Origin of the sequence: Amycolatopsis bartoniae (genome assembly GCF_014191255.1) — a bacterium.
Classification (GTDB): domain Bacteria; phylum Actinomycetota; class Actinomycetes; order Mycobacteriales; family Pseudonocardiaceae; genus Amycolatopsis_E; species Amycolatopsis_E bartoniae.
In genome coordinates, this window is the sequence record NZ_JACHWH010000013.1 from 105,874 (window position 1) to 125,765 (window position 19,892).

Below are 19,892 nucleotides of genomic sequence, written 5' to 3' on the forward strand. Positions count from 1 at the left end.
GCGAGTTGACCAGCCCGGACAGTACGCGGTGCTGCGGCGTCTCCGACGCGCGTCAGCGCCTGGACAAGGGAGTCGAGGGTATGAGCAAACAATGGCTACTGGTCGCCGGACTGTGTTTCGCGACCGTGGTGTGCGACGGATACGACCTGGCGGTCTATGGCGCGACCGTGCCCAGCCTGCTCGATTACAAGCCGTGGGGCATGGACGCGGCGACGGCGGGCGCCATCGGTAGTGGCGCGGTCGCCGGGATGTTGATCGGGGCGCTGCTGGCCGGGGTGGTCACCGACCTGATCGGGCGGCGGCGGATGCTGCTGTTCAGCGCGTCGTTGTTCTCGGTGTGCATGGGTCTGTGCGCGATCGCGCCGGGGCCGGCCGTGTTCGGTGTGTGCCGCGCGTTGTGCGGTCTCGGGCTCGGCGGCGTGATGCCGATCGCGGTCGCGCTCACCATCGAGTTCGCTCCGCACACCAGGCGCAACTTCGCGGTGGCGGTGATGAACACCGGCTACGGCGTCGGCATGATCCTGGGCGCGGTGGTGTCGATCGCGCTGGTGCAGTCGGCCGGGTTCCGGGTGATCTACGCGATCGGCGTCATTCCGCTGGTCGTGCTGGCACCCGTGGCGTGGCGCTGGCTGCCCGAGTCGCCGGCCTACCTGGCGGCGAAGGGCCGGACGGAGGAAGCCGGTGCGATCGCGCGGCGGTTCGGCATACCCGTGCCGCAGGCGCCCGAGGCGGCCCGGCGAGCGCGTTTGTCGGCTCTGTTGCGCCGCCCGCAGTTGCGGCCACTGGTGGTGTTCGCCATGGCGGGCTTGCTGGCGCAGATCCTTGCCTACGGGCTCAACACCTGGCTGCCCGAGATCATGCGGCATGCCGGCTACCCCCTCGGGTCCGCGTTGGCCATGTTGCTGACCATGTCGGCGGGAGCGGTCGTCGGCGACCTGGTACTGGGCAGGCTGGCCGACCGCTTCGGCGGCCAGCGTGTCCTGGTCGTCGGTTTCGGCATCGCGGTGTTGTCGTTGCTGCTGCTTTCGGTCGATCCCCCGGTCTGGTTGCTCTACGCCGGTCTGGTGCTGGCGGGGATCGGAACCCAGGGCACCATCAGCCTGCTCAACAGCCACTCGGCCACCCGGTTCGACCCCAGCGTCCGTGGTTCCGCGCTCGGCGCGATGATGGGGGTGGCCAAGGTCGGCGGTGTGGTGGCACCCCTGATCGGCGGCTGGATCGTCGGTGCCGGCCTGGACATGGCTTGGAGCTTCTACGTCTTCGTGCTCCCCGCGGCGGTCGGTGTCGTCGTCGTGATGCTCGACCGGGCGCGGCAGCGGGTCCCGGCCAGGGTTCTCGCACCGCAACCGGTGGAGAAGAACTGAGGTCCGGACGGCGCCACCGCTCCGCACAGCGTGATCAGCCGGTGCGGAGCGGTGGCTCGTTCCGGGTGACCGCCGACCCGTGACAGAGCCTCGGACCGGCCGTTACCGGGCGCTGGTCAGCACGTGATCGGCGGCCTTCTCACCGATCATGATCGTCGCGGCGTTGGTGTTGCCGCTGGGCAGCGTGGGCATGACCGAGGCATCCGCGACCCGCAGCCCGTCGACGCCGGTGACCTTGAGCCCGGGGTCGACGACAGCCTCGGGGCCGGACCCCATTCGGCAGGTTCCGGCGGCGTGCTGCCCGCCGTAGCTGGTCCGCTTGATCACCTCGGCGAGCTCCTCGTCGCTCTGCGCAGAAGGGCCGGGGGAGACCTCCGCGCGGAGGTACTTGCGGAACGCCGGCGCCGCCGTGACCCTCCGCATGAAGCGGAAGACCTCGACCATCGCCTGCAGGTCGCGCGGATCGCCGTACATCGGGCGGTCGATGCGGGGCGGTGCCAGGGGATCGGCGGACCGCAACGTGATGCTGCCGCGGCCGTGCGGGTGCACCGGGCAGAGCAGGGCGCGACCCACCGCGTTCTTCGCCAGCTGCATGGCGTGGACGTCGTGCCCGTCGCCCTTCTTCCGTTTGGCCTTGCCGTGCTCGAAGCCGAACGGCGCGAACATGACCTCGAAGTCGGTGCGGGTGCTCTCCGGGGAGAAGGTGCCGAACAGCATCGCCTGGGCCGCCGTGGCGGTCGCGCCGCCCTGCCCGCGCAGCACGAAGTCCAGCCCGTGCCGGACGAACCCCCACGCGTGCAGTTCCTGGTTGAGGCTGGGGACGTTGACCTCGAACGACATCGGCGCGCAGGCGTGCTCCTGGAGGTTGCGGCCCACGCCGGGCACGTCCGCGAGCACCGGGACGCCGTGCTCGCGCAGGTGGTCCGCCGGCCCGATCCCGGAGAGCATCAGCAGGCGCGGGCTGGCGATCGCGCCGGCGCTGAGCACGACCTCGCCGGCGCAACGGACCTGCGTCACGGTGTTCCCGCGGCGGACTTCCACGCCCGCCGCGCGTCCGCCTTCGACGAGCACGCGCAGCACCTGCGCGTGCGTCCAGACCGTGCAGTTGCGGCGCCGCCGGGCGCGGGCGAGGTGGCCCCGCGCGGTGCTCCACCGGAGGCCGCGCCGCTGGGACACCTGTGTCCGCGCCGCGCCGATCTGGCGTTCGCCGTTGTAGTCCGGGTTGAACGGCAGACCTGCCTGGGTCGCGGCCATCAGGAAGGCGTCGTTGAGCGGGTGCCGCACGCCGACCGGCGCCACGTGCTGCGGACCGGTGCCGCCGCGGAAGCGGTCACTGCCACCGCGGTAGGTCTCGGCTCGCCGGAAGTAGGGCAGCACGTCGGCGTATCCCCACCCCGTGGCGCCGAGTTTCTCCCACTCGTCGAAATCCGCCGGGTCACCGCGGACCCAGATCATCCCGTTGACGGAGCTGCTGCCGCCGAGCACCTTGCCCGCGGCCCACTTGTCGGTACGGCCGCCGAGCGAGGCGTCGGGCTCGGCGCTGTAGTTCCAGTCCAGACCGCGGGGCATGCGGTAGAGGCCGACCGGCAGCTGCACCATCGGGTGCAGGTCGGACCCGCCCGCCTCCAGCACCAGTACCCGGTTGCCCGGTGACTCCGACAACCGGTCCGCGAGTACGCAGCCCGCCGAACCGGCACCGACGACGATGTAATCCCATTCCTGGTGGACTGTCACGATTTCTCCGATCGCGATGCGGGGAGCGGCTCAGGAGGAGGCGCGCGGGTCGTTGATCGTCCGGTACTCGAGGAACTCCCCGAGCCCTTCCGGTCCGAACTCGCGGCCGAGTCCGCTGGCCTTGAGCCCGCCGAAGGGCGCGGCGGTGTTGGTCAGGTAGCCGTTGATCGTGAAGGTGCCGCTCTCGACACGCCGGGCGACCGCGAGCGCGCGCTCCGGGTCGGCGGTGAACACCGCGCCGTGCAGGCCGTAGTCCGAGTCGTTGGCGATGGCGACGGCCGCTTCGTCGCCACCGTCGAACGGGATCACCGACAGGACGGGCCCGAAGATCTCCTCCTGCGCGACGCGCATGGAGTTGTCCACGCCGGTGAAGACGGTCGGCTCGACGTACCACCCGCGGGGCAGGTCGGCCGGCCGTCCGCCGCCGCACGCGACCGTGGCGCCTTCGGCGCGCCCGGCCTCGATGTAGCTCTCCACCCGCGCGCGCTGCGTGGCCGAGGCCATCGGGCCGATCTGGGTCTTCGGATCGGCCGGATCGCCGACGACGAGCCCCTTGACCCCGTCGATGAGCGCGTCCACCACCTCGTCATGGCGGGACCTGTGCACGACCAGCCGGGTCAGCGCGTTGCACGCCTGACCGCTGTTGTAGAACGACCCGGCGAGCAGTGCCGGCACCAGCACGTCCACCTCGACGTCGTCGAGGGCGAGTGCCGCAGACTTGCCCCCGAGCTCGAGGCTCACCCGCTTGAGGTGCTCGCCGCAGGTGGCGGCGATCCGGCGGCCCGCGGCCGTGCTGCCCGTGAACGTCACCTTGTCGATCCCCGGGTGGGCGACGAGGTGCTGCCCGGCGTCGCGGTCGGCGGGCAGGATGCTCACGACCCCGTCGGGAATGCCGGCCCGCTGGAGCAGCTCGCCGAGCACGAACCCGGTCAGCGGGGTCTCCACGGCCGGTTTGGCCACGACCGAACACCCGGTCAGCAGCGCCGGGACGACCTTGACCAGGGACAGGAACAGCGGCCCGTTCCACGGCGAGATCGCGGCCACCACACCGACCGGCTCCCGCAGGATCCACGCCGGCCCGCGCGGACCCGGCCTGCGCTCTTCGAGCGTCAGCTTCTCGTAGGCGTCGGCGAACGAGCGGACGAGGCCGATGGCCCCGGCCTGGCTGCCCTTCGACATCGTGATCGGGGAGCCCATTTCGCTCGTGACGCGCTGGGCCAGGTCGTCGGCGTGCTCCGCGAGCAGGTCGGCCAGCCGGCGGACCGCCGAGATCCGCTCGTCCGGTGGGGCGTCGCGCCACGCCCGCCGCCGCCACGACTCCCGCGCGGCGTCGACGGCTCGGTCCACGTCGGCGGCGGTGACGCGGGGGATCCGCGCGACGACCTCCTCGGTCGTGGGGGAGACGACCTCGACCTTCTCGGGGCTCGCGGGTTCGGTCCAGCGGCCGCCGATCAGGATCCGGTCGTAGTCATATCCAGGCACTGCGCTTCCTCGATTCTTCGCCGGTCTGCCCGGCCGGGAGACGGTTCGGCCGGGGCTCAGACGTCCCACTCGACGGGGATCGTCGACGGGTTGCGGAAGGTGGAGCCCTCGATGGTCAGCGGGCCGCGGCCGGCCGGGAGACGCACTCCCGGGAGCCGGTCCAGCACCGCGTTCATCGCGAGCGTGATCTCCGTCCGGGCCACGTGCATGCCGATGCAGAGGTGGGCGCCGAAGCCGAAGGCGAGGTGGCCGCGAGGCTTGCGGCGGATGTCGAAGCGGTGTGGGTCCTCGTAGCGCGCCGGATCCCGGTTCGCGGCGGCGATGCACAGGTTGATGCCCGAGCCCGCCGGGATGTGCACGCCGTCGATTTCGACGTCGGCCTTGGTGAGGCGGTAGTTGAACTGGGTGGGAGACTCCCAGCGCAGAGCCTCTTCGACCGCCTGGGGCAGCAGGGTGCGGTTGTGACGCAGCAGGTCGAGCTGCTCCGGGTCGTTGAGCAGGCCGACCAGGAGCGAGCCGAGACCACGGGTGGTCGTTTCCCCGCCCGCCACGAGCAGCACGCGCAGGAACGCCAGGATCTCGTCGTCGGTGAGCGGGTGCTCGCCGTCGACCCGGGCGTCGATCAGCACGTCGACGGTGGTGTTCCCGGGTTCGCGCCGGCGCCGGTCGATCACCTCGCCGAACAGTCCGGCCAGACGTCGCGAGGCGGCGCCGGCGATGTCGGGGCGGGTCTTGACGAGCTGGAGCCCCACGGCGAGCCGGGTGAACTCCCCGAGCAGCCCGGTGTCGAGGCCGATGATCTCGTGCACGACCCGGATGGGCAGCCAGAGTGCGAACTCCCGCATCAGGTCCGCTGAACCACGTTGGGCGAACTGGGCGAAGACCTCCTGGACCACCGGGTCGACGATCTCGTCCCGCCAGCGGGTGAACTGCTTCTTGGTGAAGGCCTCGGTCAGCAGCCGGCGCAGCCGGGTGTGCTCGGGCGGGTCGAACGTGATGAGGCTGTTCCCCTGGACGCGCCCGACGGTTTCCTGCAGCACGGTCGAGCTGAAGATCTCCGGGTGGCGGTAGGCCTGCGCGCAGGCGTCGTGGCTGAGGAAGGTGAAGACCTTCCTGTCGCTGTCGCCCGCCGCGTTCGCCATCGAGTACGGCAGCTGGAATACGTCGGTGAGCACGTCACCCCGGTAGACCGAGCCCTGCCCGCGTAGTTCGTCATAGATCGGGTGCGGGTCGTGGAGCGAGTCGTCGGACGTCTTCAGCGCCTTCTCGTACTCCGCGTCGAGGTCGTGGTCGCGGTACGTGGCCCACGGGGCGGGGCCCGGCGCGGCGGTTGCTGCGGACACTTCACTCTCCCTTGAGTGACGTCGGTCGAAGCACCTTACAAAAGTATCCTCTTTTTCACCAGGACTGTGCTTGGCGCAGGACGTGACGAACGCGCCCCGGCTCGCGATGGAGGCCGTGCGCAGCCGCCGTCCCGGCGCCACAGGGAGGGATCACCGTGCGCGTCGGTAACCGTTGTGCGCGGGCAGATGGTGGCCGGCCGGACGCCGTGGTCACGGACCACGGCGTCCGGCGGTAGCCCGCACCTGTCACACGCTCACGCCGCGACCTTCATCAGCGTGCGGACGTCGGCCGGGTTGAGGACGTCACTCATCGGCATCTTGTCGGTTCCGACGACGTCGGCGGCGGCGATGTAGGTGTTGGGCACCCCGCAGATGACGACGTGCACCGGCTGCGCGACGAGGTCGCGGGAGACCGCCTCGAGCGCCTCCGTCCGTTGTGGACTTCCCAGCGGTGGCTGCCCGGCGGCCGCGAGCAGGCCGGCCAGCTGCGGCGAAGCCCCTCCGGGCGCGTCCGGGCCGGCGTAGTTGAGCTGGAGCTGCAGTAGCGGGTCCACCTCGGCGTTGACCTGCTGCAGCAGCGCGGCGAAGTGGCCGGACCGGAACTCCGGCCTGGCCGAGCGGCCGTCGATGGAGTTGATCCGCATCGTCACGCCGATCTCGGCGAGCTGCGGCTGCAGCGCTGCCGCGAGCGTGGCGGCCGCGGTCCCGTTGGCCACCACGGTGGGCAGGACGAGCCCCGGTGCCCGTGCCGCGATGGTCGCCCGGGCCTGCGCGACGTCGGGGCCGCCCGCCGGTGCGTTGTCGAGGTGGCCGGGGCCGGCGGCGAGCGGCTGGACGGACGGCGGGCACATCCCGCCCAGCAAGGAGTTGTTCAGCAGGTTCCGGTCGATGGCCGCGCTCAGTGCCTGGCGGACCTGCGGGTCGTCGAGCGGCTTGACGCGGGTGTCGAGGTTCAGGGCGAACACCGACCGGGTCGGCACCTGGGTGACCCGGTAGGCGGGGTCGCTCTGGAACTGCTTGATCTCCGCGGCGGCGTCGAGGTTGACGAAGGCCCAGTCGATCTCACCCGACCGCAGGGCGTTGAGCCGGGTCGACGTCGTCGGAATCGCGACGACGTCGAAACCGGCGGCCCGCGGGCCGCGGTCCCAGTAGCCGTCGTAGCGGGTGAAGGACACGCGGTCCTGGCCTGCCCGGTCGAGCCGGTACGGACCGGAGCCGACGGGCTCGGTGCCCAGCCGGCCGAACGCCGACGGCGCCGCGATCGAGAGCGCGACACTGGTGAGCTCGGCGGGCAGCGCGGGGTCGGGGGCGGCGAGGTCGAGGACCACCGCGGTGCCCTCGGCGCGGACCGCGGTCACGCCCGCGAGGCGAGACGAGGCGACCGCCTTGCCGCTGGTGCGTGCTCGTTCCAGGTTCGCCACCACCGCCGCGGCGTCGATCGGCGAACCGTCCTGGAAGGTCGCGCCCGGGCGGATGTCCAGGCGGACCGAGCGGCCGTCAGCGGAGACGGTGTAGCCCGTCGCGAGCTGGGGGACGATCTCGCCGTTCGCGCCGACCGTCAGCAGACGGTCGTAGAGCAGCGAGAAGTACATGTTGTCCGCGACCTCGTTCACGGTGGCGATCGGGTCCCATTGGCTGGCCGGCACGCTCATGGCGACGGTGACGCGCGCGGCCGGGTCGCCGTCGCGTGCCGTCCCGGTGCCGCTCTCGGTAGCGGGCACGCAGGCGGCGAGCACCGCGACCAGCAGGCCGGCGAGTGCGGCCCGCGCGAGCCCGGAATACCGGGCGGACGTCGTTGTCACGAAATCGGTCCTCCTTTACTGACGCCCCTCATGGCGCTAATTTAGGGTACTCATCTTGGAGTCCAGGAGGAAGCCCGATGCCACCAGAGGACACTGGAGTCCCGGCGCAGCTCGACGGCCTGCGTGTGCTGGACCTGTCGAACTACACGCCCGGTCCGTTCGCGACGCAGATCCTGGCCGATCTCGGCGCGACGGTGCTCAAGGTGGAGCGGCCTCCGCATGGCGATCTGGAACGGCTGTCGGTGCCGGAGTACTTCCGGGCCTACAACCGGGGCAAGCACTCGATCGCACTCGACCTGCGCGACCCCGGCGACCGCGCCGAGCTGCACAAACTCGCCGCGGAGGCAGACGTGGTCGTGGAAGGGTTCCGGCCCGGCGTCGCCGAGCGGATCGGCGCCGGGTTCGCGGAACTGGGCCGGCTGAACCCCCGGCTGGTCTACGTCTCGCTCCCCGGTGTTCCGGCCGCGTCCCCGTTCGCGCACGACCGGGCCCACGACTCGGAGTTCCAGTCGCGCGTCGGAGCGCTGGCGGTGCTGGCGGGCGAGGGCGGGCCCACCTACGACGTGCCCTACCCGGTGTCGGACTACGCGGCCGGGATGTACGCCACGATCGGCATCCTCGCGGCGCTCGCCCGGCCGGCGGGAGCGCCCGTCCGGATCGAAGCCCCGTGCTTTTCCGCGGCGCTGGCGTGGATGTACCCCATGCTGTGCCGGCTCGTGCACCCGGTCGGCACGCCGTCGCGAGGACGGATGCCGGGGGTCGGCGTCTTCGTCACCTCCGACGGCCGCCACCTCACGATGTCGACCATCGAGGACCGGGGCTGGGTGGAACTGTGCCGCGCGATCGGGCGCCCCGACGTGGCCGACGATCCCGGGTTGGCCACGCTGGCCCAGCGCAAGGAGCGGTTCGGCGAGCTCGACGACATGTTGCGGTCCGCGATCGCGGCGCGTCCGCTGGCCCACTGGGAGACCGTGCTCCGGGACCACGAGGTGTCGGTCGGGCCGGTGCGGACGCCGCACGAGGCGCTAGAGGACGAACTGGTCCGGTCGCTGGGGATGCTGCACGAAGGCGAGGAACCCGGATCCGCGCCGGCGCTCGGGTTGCCGCTGAACGGTCTGCGGTCCGTGGTCCACCGCCACGTGCCCGCCATCGACGAAGACGGCGACGCCGTGCGGGCGGACGGCTGGACGGCGCTCGGCCGCGGATAGCCGGGACCCTTCACGGCATGTAGGAACCGCCGTTGACGTGCACGGTGCTCCCGGTCGTGTAGGCGGCTGACGGGAGGCACAGCGTGGCCACGGCGACCGCGATTTCCCCGACCCGGCCGAACCGCGGCACGACCGACCCCAGCCGGCGCGTCTGCGCGGCCTGGTCCTCGGGATCGGGCCACTTGGCCTCGACCGCGGGTGTGGCGGTCAGGCCCGGGGCGACGCAGTTGACGGTCACCCCGCGCTGCCCGACCTCGGCGGCGACGGACCGGGTGAACCCGGTGATGCCCGCCTTGGCCGCCGCGTACGGCGTCAGTCCCGGCCCGGGGTCCCAGGCCGCCGAGGAGGTGATGTTGACGATCCGGCCCCAGCCCGCCGCGAGCATCGACGGCAGTACCGCGCGGGTCACGTGCATCGTGCCGTAGAGGTGGGTCCGCACGACGAGGTCCCAGTCCGCGTCGGTGAGGCCGGTGACCGGGCCGCGGGGGCCCGGCACGCCGGCGGCGTTGACGGCGATGTCGAGGCGGCCGTACCGGTCCAGGACCGCCGTGACCGCCGCGCCGACCTCCACCGGATCGACGACGGAGGCGGCGACCCCGGTCAGCTCCGCGCCGGTCGTGCCGGAAAGGCGGCGGGCGGCGTCCGCGGGCCCGGCTTGCGCGTGGTCCAGCACGACGACCGCGGCGCCACGGCGGGCGAGTTCCGCCGCGGCGCCGCCACCGATGCCACCGGCACCGCCGGTGACCAGCGCGACCCGGCCCGTCAAATCGTCCACACAGGACATCACAACCTCCGAATACCGGGAAGAAAAAGGAATACCAAGAAGGATCGAGGCGAGGGACATGAGCAGAAGGCTCGACGACCAGGTCGTGCTGATCACCGGTTCGACCCACGGGATCGGCAGGCGGATGGCGGAGCTGTTCGCGCACGAGGGCGCACGGGTCGTGGTGACCGGCCGCAGCCGCGACGCGGGTGCGGAGCTGGAGCGGACGATCACCGAAGCGGGCGGACAGGCGTTGTACGTACCGATGGACATCACGGTCGAGGAGGACGTGCGGGGCGCGGTCCGCGCCGGGGTCGAGCGTTTCGGCAAGCTGACCGCGCTGGTCAACAACGCGGCGTGGGTGCAGGGCCGGTGGAAAGTGGACGGCCCGGTCACCGAGATAGCGCTCGCCGACTGGGAACAGATCTTCCGCGTGAACACCACCGGGACCTTCCTCGCGAGCAAGTACGCGCTGCCCGAGATCGTGCGCTCGGGCGGCGGTTCCGTGGTCCACATCGCGTCGACCGCGGCGATGCAGGGGCGCGCCGGCCTCGACGCCTACACCGCCAGCAAGGGGGCCATGGTCAGCCTGACCCGGTCGATGGCGGCCTACTATTCGCGGTATTCGGTGCGGGTGAACTGCCTGGTGTCGGGTTTCGTGGACACCGGCGAGCCGGCGATCCGGGCGATGCTGGACGATCCGCAGTTCGGCCCGATGATCCGCAAGTACTACCAGGGCCGGGTCGGCACTCCGTCGGACATCGCCTACACCGCCGCGCACCTCGTGTCGGACCAGGCCGGGTTCATCACCGGCGCGATCGTTCCCGTCGACGGCGGCGCCACCGGACTGTCCCACATGGACCGTCAGGTGGCGGACATGCCCGGGTTCCCGAGCGGTGCGGAGGTCGACACCGACGCCGCGGACCGGTTGTCGACGGCGGGTGCGGAGGTGAACCCGTCCTGAGGCCGGAACAGGGGTGTGCCTGGCGAGCGGATCGCTCGCCAGGCACACCCGCCGGAGCCTCAGTTCGTCAGGCCGAGGGTGCGGATGTCGGGGTTGAGCGTGATCGAGCTCCACGGCATCTGGTCCAGGCCGACGAGTTTGGCGGTGCCGGCGAAGAGGTTCGGGATGCTGCACACGTGGACATGGACCGGTTCGGCGATCACGGCCCGGCTGAACTGCTCCAGTGCCGCGGTGCGTTCCGGCGAGCCGATGGGGGCCGCGATGGCCTGCCGGGCGCGGGCGGTGATCTCCGGCGAGGCGCCGCCCGGGCTGTCCAGGCCGAGGAAGTTGTTCTCCAGGGTCAGCGCCGGGTCCAGCTCGCCATTGATCTGGTGGACCATCAGATCCGGTTTGCCACTGCGGAAGATCCCGCGCGCGTCGTTCTGGTTGACACCGTTGATCCGGAGATTGATGCCGGCCTTCGCCAGCTGCGCCTGGATCGCCGGTGCCAGCGTCTGGGACAGCCCGGCGGCCAGGAAGATCCCGTCGAGGGTGAGCCCGGTGGCGCCGGCGGCGGCCAGCAGCTGCTTCGCCTTCTCCGGGTCGTAGGGATATTGCTGCTCGGCGCCGTCGATGTGCCCGGGGCCGGTCGGGAACGGCTGGACCGCGGGCTGGCACAGGCCGCCCACCAGGGCGCTGAGGGCGTTGCGGTCCACGGCGTAGTTCAGGGCGCGACGGACGTCCGGGTTGTCCAGGGGCGCGTGCGTGGTGTTCAGGTACAGCGTGAACACCGATTGCGTCGGCTTGGTCAGTACCTGGTAGGCGGGGTCGGACTGGAATCCCTTGGTGTCGGCGTAGAGGTTGATCTGTGCGTTCGCCCCGTCGATCTGGCCGCTGCGCAGCGCGTTCATCCGGGCGGGACCGTCCGGGATGGACAGGAGCTCGAGCCGGGCGGCCTTGGCGGCCCCCGGATCCCAGTAGCCGTCGAAGCGCTCGTAGACCGCGCGGTTGGCCGACTGGGAGACGAACTTGTAGGGCCCCGAGCCGACCGGTGCGGTGGCCAGTGTGGCGAAGGCGGCCGGGCTCGCCATGCCGAGAACGGGGCTGGCCAGTGCGGCGGGCAGGCTGGGGTAGGGCGCCGAAACGGTGAACGTCACGGTGGCGGGACCGGTGGCCTGAACTCCGGTGACCGGGCCGAGCTTGGCCTTCAGCAAACCGTTGGCCGAGCGGGCCGCCAGCGCGCGTTCGAGGTTGGCGACGACGGCGGCGCTGTCGATCGGCGCGCCGTCGTGGAAGCGCGCACCGGGGCGGAGGGTGAAGGCCCAGGACAGCTTGTCGGGGGACTCCGCCCACCGTTCGGCGAGCCGGGGCACGAGGCCGCCGTTCTGGTCGACCCCGGTGAGCCCGTCGTACAGGGCGCCGAAGTAGGTGACGTCGCCGATCTCGTTGCGGGAGGCGATCGGGTCGAACTGGACCGGTGGGTTCGCGATCGAGAAGCGGACCGTCGCGGCGCGGTTCACCTCCCCGCCCGCGGTGGTCGCCGGCCGGCCGGCTCCGGCGCACGCGGTCAGGCTCGCCGCGGTCAGTGCGGCGGTCAGGATGGCCGTGAGGCGCGACGTTCTGGACAACATCGTTGTTCTCCTCGTCGAAGGGGTGGGGAACTGGGCTGCGGGTCAGCCGTGAGCGCTCGCGGCTTGGGTGTTCGCGGGTTCGCCGGACACCGCTGTGACGTCCGGACGGGCCTTCCAGAAGTAGTTGTGCACCCCGGCGGCGCTGGCGGTCCGCCGGAACGTCATGCGCACCGGCATGCCGACGACCACGTCGCCGGGGTCGACGTCGGTCAGTTCGCAGATCAACCGTCCGCCGCCGGCGAAGTCGACCACGGCGGCGATCACCGGCGGGCTCGGGGAGAACGCGAGGTGATCGATCGAGAAGGTGACGACCCGGCCGCCGCGTTCGGCGAGCGGGTGGGGCTGCTGGGTGTCGACCGCTCCACAGCGGACGCACACGTGCTCCGCGGGGATGTTCACGGTGTCGCAGGCCGAGCACCGGCCGGCGACGAGACCGTATTTGTAGGGCGTCGCGCGGTGCGCGGGCGGCGCGGCGGTCGGCTGGGGGTCGGGCCGGCGCGGTGGTTCCCGGACGAGGTGGCCACGCCAGGTCAGGAATGTCCCGTAGGAGACGGGCGCGCCTCCCTCGAGCTGGGAGGCGACCGTGACCGGGGCCCGGTGGTCCGGGAGAGCGGCGGTGGTGCGCAGGACCAGGCAGGACGCCCCGTCGCCGAGGACGACCAGCACGACGACCTCGCCGGCGCCGGCCCGGTCCAGGACGTCGGCGAGCAGGAGGCCGGCCTGCGCGGTGCCAGGGTTGCCGGCCCGGGTGACGAGCGTGTCGGTCACCGCCTCGCGGCGTGCGCCGGCCCTGGCCGCCACCGCCCGCGCCGCCCGCTGGTGGAGACCGGTGACGATGAGGTGGTCGACGGCGCCGATCTCCACCCCCGCCTCCCGCAGGGCACGGCGGAGCACATCGAGGCCGTGATCGGTGTAAGGACCTTCGGCGAACCGTTCCTCCCAGACGTGCGATGCCGGCTCACCAGGCACCCGCCAGCGGTCGAAGAGCTCGTCGGTGGTCCACGCCGTCGCGAGCACCTCCGCCAGTGCGGGCCGGTCCGGCCGCGGTGGTGCGAGCACGAAGGCCGCCGCCGCGTCACCGCCGCTCCGCTCGTCGGCCCCGCCGGGCAGGCCGCCGCGGAGATCCGACAGCACGGCCAGCGTGGGCCCCGGGCTGGTGGCCGCGGTCGCCAGCGCGGCCGCTCCCGCCCGTGCCGATCCGATCAGGTCCATGGCCAGAGCGGAACCGGGGAGCCGGAGCGCGGCGTGCGCCGCGGCGGCGTTGGTCCGGTCCAGGTACGGGGGTTCGCCGATCGCGAGGAGGAGGCTGCCGATCTCGTCCCGGGGAAAGCCGGCGAGGGCGGCACGGCCCGCCTCGACGGCCATGGAGGTGGTGTCCTCGTCGTACCCCGCTACGGTGCGCCGCCCACGTCCGCCCGGCGTGCCGAGCACGGCTCCGATGTCGGTGAGGTCGAGCCGATGGTGGGGCAGGTAGGACCCGTAGGCCACGAGTGCGTTCACGTCACGCTCCGCTGATCGCCGGAGTAAGGGCAATTAGAGTATACGAAATTATGGACACTAGCCAAGGATCTCGGTGGTAAGTCCAGGATTTCTCGGTCTGACTTCCCTAGTGGGGGGTAGATGAGTATCTTTAAATCATGTCTGCGCGAAGCATCCGAGACGCGGCCGCCATCGTCGGCATGGGCCTGACCCAGTTCGGCGAGCTCTGGGATCGCGGCCCCGAAGACCTCATCGTCGAGGCCGCGCTCGCCGCGGTCGAAGATGCGGGGATGACCCTGTCCGACGTGGATGCCTTCTGGCTGGGCACCCGCGCGACGGGCATGAGCGGGCTCACGCTCAGCCGTCCCCTCAAGCTCGCCGGCCGGCCGGTCACCCGGGTCGAGAATTTCTGCGCCACGGGTTCCGAGGCGTTCCGCAACGCCTCCTACGCCGTCGCCGCCGGTGCCTACGACGTGGTCATGGCGCTGGGCGTGGAGAAGATGAAGGACGCGGGCACGTCCGGCCTGGTGCCGGTCCCGGTGCCCGAGGATGGCACGCGTACCGAGCTCACCGGCCCGGCCTACTTCAGCCTGCTCGTGCCCGCCTATGCCGAACGCCACGGCGTGTCGCGGGAGGAGCTGCGGCGCGTCCTCACCCACATCGCCGCCAAGAACCACTTCAACGGCGCGCGCAACGCCAAAGCCCAGTTCCGCAAGGAGGTCGCGGCCGAGACGATCGAGCGGTCCCCCCGCGTCGCCGGCGACCTGCGGGTGTTCGACTGCTCCGGGGTCAGCGACGGCGCCGCGGCCGCGGTGATCGTCCGGGGCGAGGACGCGCCGTCCCGGCGGCCCGATCCCCTGTACGTCAAGGGTCTGGCGCTCGTCGCGGGCGACGGGTCCGGTCAGCGGGACACGGAGTACGACTTCACGACCTTCCCGGAGGTCGTGGCGGCGGGACAGCAGGCTTACGCGCAGGCCGGGGTCGAGGATCCGGCCCGGGAGCTCGCACTCGCCGAGGTACACGACTGCTTCACCCCGACCGAGCTGGTGCTCATGGAGGACCTCGGGTTCTCCGCCCGTGGCTCGGCCTGGAAGGACGTCCTCGCCGGACGGTTCGACCTGCACGGTGACCTGGCGGTGAACCCGGACGGGGGCCTCAAGAGCTTCGGGCACCCGGTGGGCGCGTCCGGGCTGCGGATGCTCTACGAGTGCTGGCTCCAGCTGCGCGGCGCCGCTCCCGCGGAACGGCAGATCGATCTGCGCGGGCGCACGCTCGGGCTGACCCACAACCTCGGTGGTCCGCCGGGGGACTGCGTCTCGTTCGTCTCGGTCGTCGGCACGCGACGGGACTGACCGTGCACACGCCAGGTCCGGGTACCCCGCCGCTGCGCGGCGTTCGCGTGCTCGAGCACGGGTCGAAGGGCCCCTCGCAGTTCGGGGCGATGGTGCTGGCCGATCTGGGCGCTGACGTGATCCGGGTCGACCGGCTCACCGCACTGGACCGGCCGCTCGCCGGGTACGACCCGCGGCTCGACCTGCTCAACCGCGGTCGCCGGTCGATCGCGCTGGACCTGCGGCATGAGTCCGGCGCGGATCTCCTGCTGCGGCTCGTGCGGTCGTCGGACGCCGTCATCGATCCGTTCCGCCCGGGTGTGACGAGCCGGCTGGGGGCCGGGCCGGAGGAGTGTCTCGCGGCGAACCCCGGCCTGGTGTACGCGCGGATGACGGGCTGGGGGGAAGACGGGCCGTACGCGCGGACGGCCGGTCACGACATCAACTTCCTCGCCGCGTCCGGGGTTCTCGACCTGATCGGCCGCGCGGACGGCGGGCCGGTCCCGCCGCTGAACCTCGTGGGGGACTTCGGGGGCGGCGGGATGCTGCTGGCGATCTCGGTGCTGGCCGGCGTCTTCGCGTCCCGGGCGGGCGCCGGCGGGCAGGTCGTCGACGTCGCGATGCTCGACGCGTCCGCGCTGCTGGCCACCGTGGTCCATACGCTGCGGGCGATGGACTCGTGGGGGCCGCGCGGGACGAACCTGCTCGACACCGGGGCGCCCTACTACGACGTCTACGAGACCGCCGACGGCGGGTACGTCAGCGTCGGCGCCATGGAGCGCACGTTCTACGAGGAGTTGCTGCGCGGCGTCGGACTGGACGGCGACCCGGCCATGCTCGCCGCGCACCAGGACCGGACACTGTGGACCGAGGCGAAGAAGCGGCTGGCCGAGGCTTTCCGCACCCGGACCCGGGACGAGTGGGCGGCGGAGTTCGCCGGGCGGGACGCCTGCGTCGAGCCGGTGCTGAACCTGGACGAAGCCACCGAGCACCCGCAGGTGCGGCACCGCGGGATCTACGAGCCGCGGTTCGGGGTCCCGCAACCCGCGCCGGCGCCCCGGTTCACCGCGACGCCGTCGTCGGTGCGCCGCCCGCCGCCGCTGCCCGGGGAGCACACGGACGAGATCCTGGAGGGGCTCGGCCTGTCCGCCGCGGAGCGGGAGGAACTCGCCGCGGCCGGAGTGCTGCGCACCGGCGGCCCGACGCGCTGAGCACCCGGGCCACCGGCGGCCGGTCAGTCGGCCGGATGCAGGCCGGGAAGCGCGGCGCTGTGCTCCCCGGACGTACCGGGTCGCGCGAGGTAGCGGCTCATCGCCACCAGGTGGCTCTGCATGCGGTGGCGCGCGAGCGCCACGTCGCCGGCGACGATGGCCTCCACGATCCGGTCGTGGGCGTGGCGGACGTGGCGGCCGCGCTCGCGCACCTCCTCGACTCCTTCAGTGCGCGGCGGCACGGTCAGCTTCGTGAGGACCTCCAGGAACAGCCGCATCGCGGGGTTGCCCGTGAGGTCGGCGATGACGAGGTGGATGTCGTGGGTGCCCAGCCGGTCCGAGGCCTGGATCGCCGCCTCCTGGTCGAGGGTCGCGCGCAGGAGCCGGATGCCGTCTTCGTCGATGTTCTCCGTCGCCAGCTCGACGATCTTGAGCTCGAGCGCCGACCGCGCCTCGAACACGTCGCGTGGGCTCGCGTGGTCGAACTGCAGGTGCAGCGCGGCCGCCCGGACGACCGAGGACGTGTTCGGGGTGGTCACCACCAGCCCGCCACCCGGCCCACGGCGCATGCGCGCCACCGAGTGGTGTTCGAGCAAACGGACGGCCTCGCGGAAGATGGCCCGGCTGATCCCGAACTCGGCGAGCAGGTCGGGCTCCGATCCGATGACCTCGCCGACGGGCCAGCCGAGCTCGACGATCTTGTCCTCGAGCCGGCGCGCGACCTGCTCGGCGAGCTTGCTCGGGGCGGATTCGAGGGCAGGCACGTCCGGGCGGGGGAGTGCCGGGACCGGGGCCACGGAGGATGAGTCGCTCGCCATAACAGAACAGTATATTCATAATTTGGTGATCGTGGACATCACTCGGCGAATCATCGACAGGTTGAGTCGGGGTAGCTAGTTAAGTATACTGAATTGACCAAAGTCTTGAGGAGGTCGAAGCATGGGAAGTCTCGACGGGCGGGTCGCCGTGGTGACGGGCGCGGGGCGTGGCCTCGGAGCGGCGCACGCGAAGCTGCTGGCGCGAGAGGGTGCCCGGGTGGTGGTCAACGACCTCCAGCGCGGCTCGGAGCACCCCGCGGCGGACGTCGTCGAGGAGATCAGGGCGGCCGGGGGCGAGGCGGTCGCGAGCGGGCACGACATCACCGAATGGGAATCCGGCCGCGCGCTCGTCGAGCTGGCCGTCTCCTCGTTCGGCCGGCTCGACGTGCTGGTCAACAACGCGGGCGCGCTCCGTGACCAGTTCCTGGTGAACATGAGCGAAGAGGACTGGGACTTCGTCACCCGGGTGAACCTGAAGGGCCACTTCGTGCCCACGAGGTGGGCGGCGTCCTACTGGCGGGACCGCGCCAAGGCGGGTGAGGAGATCCGTGCCTCGGTGGTCCACACCTCGTCGAGCTCGGGACTCTTCGGCAACCCCGGACAGGCCAACTACATCGCCGCGAAAGCGGGCGTGGGCATGTTCTCGCAGGCCGTCGCCACCGAGCTCGAGCGGTACGGAGTCCGGTCGAACTGCATCGTGCCGGCCGCCCGCACCCGCCTGACCGAGGCGGTGCCCTCGGTGAAGAAGCTGATGGCCGCACCCGAGGACGACGGCGCCTTCGACGTGTACGACCCGGCCAACGTCTCGCCGGTCGTGGCCTACCTGGCGACGGCGGACTGCCCGATCACCGGCGGCACGTTCTACGTGCGCGGCGGGCACGTCACCGTCGTGGAGTCGTGGAGCCGGGGCCCGGCGCTCGACCGTGACGCGCGGTGGACGGTCGGCGAACTGGCCCAGGAACTGCCCGGCCTGGTGGCCAAGGTGCAGTCCGCCCGGTAAGGGCTTCCGGGGCTGGGCGAGACCGAGGGGCTCGCCCAGCCCCCCTGTGTCGGCCTCAGCCCCGGTGCGTCGGCGTGGCGCGGTTCCCGCCGCTTGCGGCTACCAGATTGAGCAGGTCGGCCAGCTGCCCGGGACGGCTCATCATCACGTTGTGCCCGGCGTCGATCTCGGTCACGGCCGATTCGTGCGGGAGATTGGCGATCATCTGTTCCTGCATCGCAGGCGGGACGGCGTTGTCCCGGGTGAGCCGGACGTAGGTCGTCGGGACGGCAGGTAATCCATCGTGGGTGAACGGCTCCGAGATCGGTCCCATGGGCTCGCGCCGGAGCCGGGCGTACAGGGCCTCCGCCTCGTCCGGTACGTCGTTCGCCAGCAGTGTCCGGACAGCCTCGATCGGGGGCACGCCGAACTGGCCCGTCTCGTCGAGGAGACTGTCGCGATGCGCGCCGCGGGCGATGAGCTCGGCGGGCGTCTGGCCTTCGGCCGGTACCAATGCCGAGACCAGGATGAGGTGCGCGAGCCGGTCGCCCAGGACCTTCGCCGCGTTGAGGGCGGTGACGCCGCCGAGGGAATGCGCCACGAGGACCACCCGGTCCGTCGGCAGGGTGTTGATCTGGCCGAGCGCGCCGCGGGTCCACTCGGCGGACGTGATGCCGCGCAGGGTGGCGGGATCGCCTTCCCGGCCGGGCAGGTCGATCGCGACGGCCGGCGCCTCCAGCAACGGCACGACGCGCTCCCAGCACCACGATCCGTGGAACCCGCCGTGCTGGAGCGCGAAGCCCGGCATCCGGTTGTGCTCAGTCATCCCTACCTTCTTTCTTGGGTGACCCGGGCCAGTCGTAGGGTCTGGGCTCCCAGGGGCGGCGGGTGTGGCTTTCAGTCATCTGCCGTTGGTGTGGCTTCCTCCGATTGGCCGCCCGCCGCCTCCGTGACGACTCGGCCGCTGATTGAGAATTGCGACCCGATCGCTGCGTAGGGATAGGCCGGCGAGGTCGTCTGCGGGACAACATGCTGGTCATGGCAGGCAGATGCGAGTGGAACGTGCATGGGCCGGGGTGGACATCGGCAAGGAACACCACCACGTCGTGGTGATCGATGTCGAGGGCAACCGGAAACTGTCGCGGCGGGTGCGCAACGACGAGACCACATTGCTGGAACTGATCAGCCAGGTCACCGCGTTGGCCAACGAGGTGCGCTGGGCCGTCGACGTCAGCACCGGTGGCGCCGCGTTGCTGCTGGCGCTGCTGGTCGCGCACGGCCAGCAGGTGTGCTACCTGTCGGGCAACCAAGTCCACCGCGCCGCCGACGGCTACCGGGGCGAGGGCAAGACCGACGCGAAAGACGCCGCGATCATCGCCGACCAAGCCCGGATGCGCCGAGACCTGAGCCCGCTGCGCGTCGACGACGAACTGATCGTGGAACTGCGGATGCTGGTCGCCCGCCGCCGTGATCTGACCGGTGACCGGGTCCGCCTGGTCAACCGGCTGCACGAGCAACTGCTGGGCATCAGCCCGGCCCTGGAACGTGTGTTGGATCTGACCAACCGCGGGCCACTGGTCCTGCTCACCCGCGTCCAGACACCAGCCACCATCCGCCAACTCGGCACAGCAGGACTCGAAGAATGGCTGCGCTCGCAGAAGGTTCGCAGCGCCACCACGCTGGCCACCACAGTCGTGGCAGCGGCCGAGTCCCACCACACCACGCTGCCCGGCGAGCAACTGGCCGCGCAGCTGGTCACAGACATGGCGAAGGGAGTGATCGCCCTCGATGAACAGCTCACACA

At 71.5% G+C, this 19,892-nt stretch carries 16 protein-coding genes; 7 read left to right on the forward strand and 9 right to left on the reverse strand.

Annotated features, from left to right (window positions below):
* Positions 1-80: 80 nt before the first annotated feature.
* Complete coding sequence (locus FHX82_RS33780) at positions 81-1,364, forward strand: MFS transporter (protein WP_183176999.1); 1,284 nt, start codon at positions 81-83, stop codon at positions 1,362-1,364.
* A 102-nt stretch (positions 1,365-1,466) separates the two neighbouring features.
* On the opposite strand, the gene FHX82_RS37920 is transcribed toward FHX82_RS33780, so the two are convergent.
* From FHX82_RS37920 to FHX82_RS33800, 4 genes are all read right to left on the reverse strand, one after another.
* On the reverse strand, positions 1,467-3,098 hold the full coding sequence (locus FHX82_RS37920; RefSeq protein WP_145934852.1) for a GMC family oxidoreductase: 1,632 nt from the start codon (positions 3,096-3,098) through the stop codon (positions 1,467-1,469).
* 30 nt (positions 3,099-3,128) lie between these two features.
* Positions 3,129-4,580: an aldehyde dehydrogenase gene (locus FHX82_RS33790; protein WP_145934851.1), complete on the reverse strand. Its 1,452-nt coding sequence runs from the start codon at positions 4,578-4,580 to the stop codon at positions 3,129-3,131.
* A 56-nt stretch (positions 4,581-4,636) separates the two neighbouring features.
* Positions 4,637-5,923 (reverse strand): cytochrome P450, encoded by a 1,287-nt coding sequence (locus FHX82_RS37925; RefSeq protein ID WP_145934850.1) that lies wholly within the window; start codon positions 5,921-5,923, stop codon positions 4,637-4,639.
* A gap of 254 nt (positions 5,924-6,177) precedes the next feature.
* On the reverse strand, positions 6,178-7,725 hold the full coding sequence (locus FHX82_RS33800; RefSeq protein ID WP_145934849.1) for an ABC transporter substrate-binding protein: 1,548 nt from the start codon (positions 7,723-7,725) through the stop codon (positions 6,178-6,180).
* Between the two features lie 77 nt (positions 7,726-7,802).
* Here FHX82_RS33800 and FHX82_RS33805 point away from each other — a divergent pair, with 77 nt between their 5' ends.
* Positions 7,803-8,933 (forward strand): CaiB/BaiF CoA transferase family protein, encoded by a 1,131-nt coding sequence (locus tag FHX82_RS33805; protein ID WP_145934848.1) that lies wholly within the window; start codon positions 7,803-7,805, stop codon positions 8,931-8,933.
* Between the two features lie 10 nt (positions 8,934-8,943).
* On the opposite strand, the gene FHX82_RS33810 is transcribed toward FHX82_RS33805, so the two are convergent.
* Positions 8,944-9,708, reverse strand: coding sequence for an SDR family NAD(P)-dependent oxidoreductase (locus FHX82_RS33810; RefSeq protein ID WP_183177000.1), 765 nt, complete (start codon positions 9,706-9,708; stop codon positions 8,944-8,946).
* A 67-nt stretch (positions 9,709-9,775) separates the two neighbouring features.
* Here FHX82_RS33810 and FHX82_RS33815 point away from each other — a divergent pair, with 67 nt between their 5' ends.
* Entirely contained in the window at positions 9,776-10,660 is an 885-nt protein-coding gene (locus FHX82_RS33815; RefSeq protein WP_183177001.1) for an SDR family NAD(P)-dependent oxidoreductase, read from the forward strand.
* A 59-nt stretch (positions 10,661-10,719) separates the two neighbouring features.
* Here FHX82_RS33815 and FHX82_RS33820 read toward each other — a convergent pair whose 3' ends face one another.
* Positions 10,720-12,270, reverse strand: coding sequence for an ABC transporter substrate-binding protein (locus tag FHX82_RS33820; protein ID WP_145934845.1), 1,551 nt, complete (start codon positions 12,268-12,270; stop codon positions 10,720-10,722).
* Positions 12,271-12,312: 42 nt separating this feature from the next.
* Positions 12,313-13,770 (reverse strand): OB-fold domain-containing protein, encoded by a 1,458-nt coding sequence (locus tag FHX82_RS33825; protein ID WP_145934844.1) that lies wholly within the window; start codon positions 13,768-13,770, stop codon positions 12,313-12,315.
* A gap of 137 nt (positions 13,771-13,907) precedes the next feature.
* Between FHX82_RS33825 and FHX82_RS33830 the strand changes: the two genes are divergently transcribed.
* Both FHX82_RS33830 and FHX82_RS33835 read left to right on the forward strand, forming a co-directional pair.
* On the forward strand, positions 13,908-15,101 hold the full coding sequence (locus FHX82_RS33830; RefSeq protein WP_145934843.1) for an acetyl-CoA acetyltransferase: 1,194 nt from the start codon (positions 13,908-13,910) through the stop codon (positions 15,099-15,101).
* Between the two features lie 2 nt (positions 15,102-15,103).
* Positions 15,104-16,291 carry a CaiB/BaiF CoA transferase family protein gene (locus FHX82_RS33835; RefSeq protein WP_145934842.1) on the forward strand — a complete coding sequence of 396 codons (1,188 nt, stop codon included), beginning with the start codon at positions 15,104-15,106 and terminating at the stop codon, positions 16,289-16,291.
* A 23-nt stretch (positions 16,292-16,314) separates the two neighbouring features.
* On the opposite strand, the gene FHX82_RS33840 is transcribed toward FHX82_RS33835, so the two are convergent.
* On the reverse strand, positions 16,315-17,109 hold the full coding sequence (locus FHX82_RS33840; protein ID WP_145934841.1) for a FadR/GntR family transcriptional regulator: 795 nt from the start codon (positions 17,107-17,109) through the stop codon (positions 16,315-16,317).
* A gap of 121 nt (positions 17,110-17,230) precedes the next feature.
* Between FHX82_RS33840 and FHX82_RS33845 the strand changes: the two genes are divergently transcribed.
* Positions 17,231-18,109 (forward strand): SDR family NAD(P)-dependent oxidoreductase, encoded by an 879-nt coding sequence (locus tag FHX82_RS33845; RefSeq protein WP_145934840.1) that lies wholly within the window; start codon positions 17,231-17,233, stop codon positions 18,107-18,109.
* Between the two features lie 55 nt (positions 18,110-18,164).
* Here the strand turns inward: FHX82_RS33845 and FHX82_RS33850 are convergent, their stop codons facing one another.
* On the reverse strand, positions 18,165-18,914 hold the full coding sequence (locus tag FHX82_RS33850) for an alpha/beta fold hydrolase (protein ID WP_145934839.1): 750 nt from the start codon (positions 18,912-18,914) through the stop codon (positions 18,165-18,167).
* A 229-nt stretch (positions 18,915-19,143) separates the two neighbouring features.
* On the opposite strand from FHX82_RS33850, the gene FHX82_RS33855 reads away from it, so the two are divergent.
* Positions 19,144-19,892, forward strand: a 749-nt coding sequence (locus tag FHX82_RS33855; protein WP_183177002.1) for an IS110 family transposase, incomplete at its 3' end; no start/stop codon positions are given.

Bases quoted from the DNA above. Each gene is read 5' to 3' on its own strand.
- FHX82_RS33780 (WP_183176999.1), top strand. From the start codon at position 81: ATGAGCAAACAATGGCTACTGGTCGCCGGACTGTGTTTCGCGACCGTG.
- FHX82_RS33805 (WP_145934848.1), top strand. From the start codon at position 7,803: ATGCCACCAGAGGACACTGGAGTCCCGGCGCAGCTCGACGGCCTGCGT.
- FHX82_RS33815 (WP_183177001.1), top strand. From the start codon at position 9,776: ATGAGCAGAAGGCTCGACGACCAGGTCGTGCTGATCACCGGTTCGACC.
- FHX82_RS33820 (WP_145934845.1), bottom strand. From the start codon at position 12,270: ATGTTGTCCAGAACGTCGCGCCTCACGGCCATCCTGACCGCCGCACTG.
- FHX82_RS33830 (WP_145934843.1), top strand. From the start codon at position 13,908: ATGTCTGCGCGAAGCATCCGAGACGCGGCCGCCATCGTCGGCATGGGC.
- FHX82_RS33840 (WP_145934841.1), bottom strand. From the start codon at position 17,109: ATGGCGAGCGACTCATCCTCCGTGGCCCCGGTCCCGGCACTCCCCCGC.
- FHX82_RS33845 (WP_145934840.1), top strand. From the start codon at position 17,231: ATGGGAAGTCTCGACGGGCGGGTCGCCGTGGTGACGGGCGCGGGGCGT.
- FHX82_RS33850 (WP_145934839.1), bottom strand. From the start codon at position 18,914: ATGACTGAGCACAACCGGATGCCGGGCTTCGCGCTCCAGCACGGCGGG.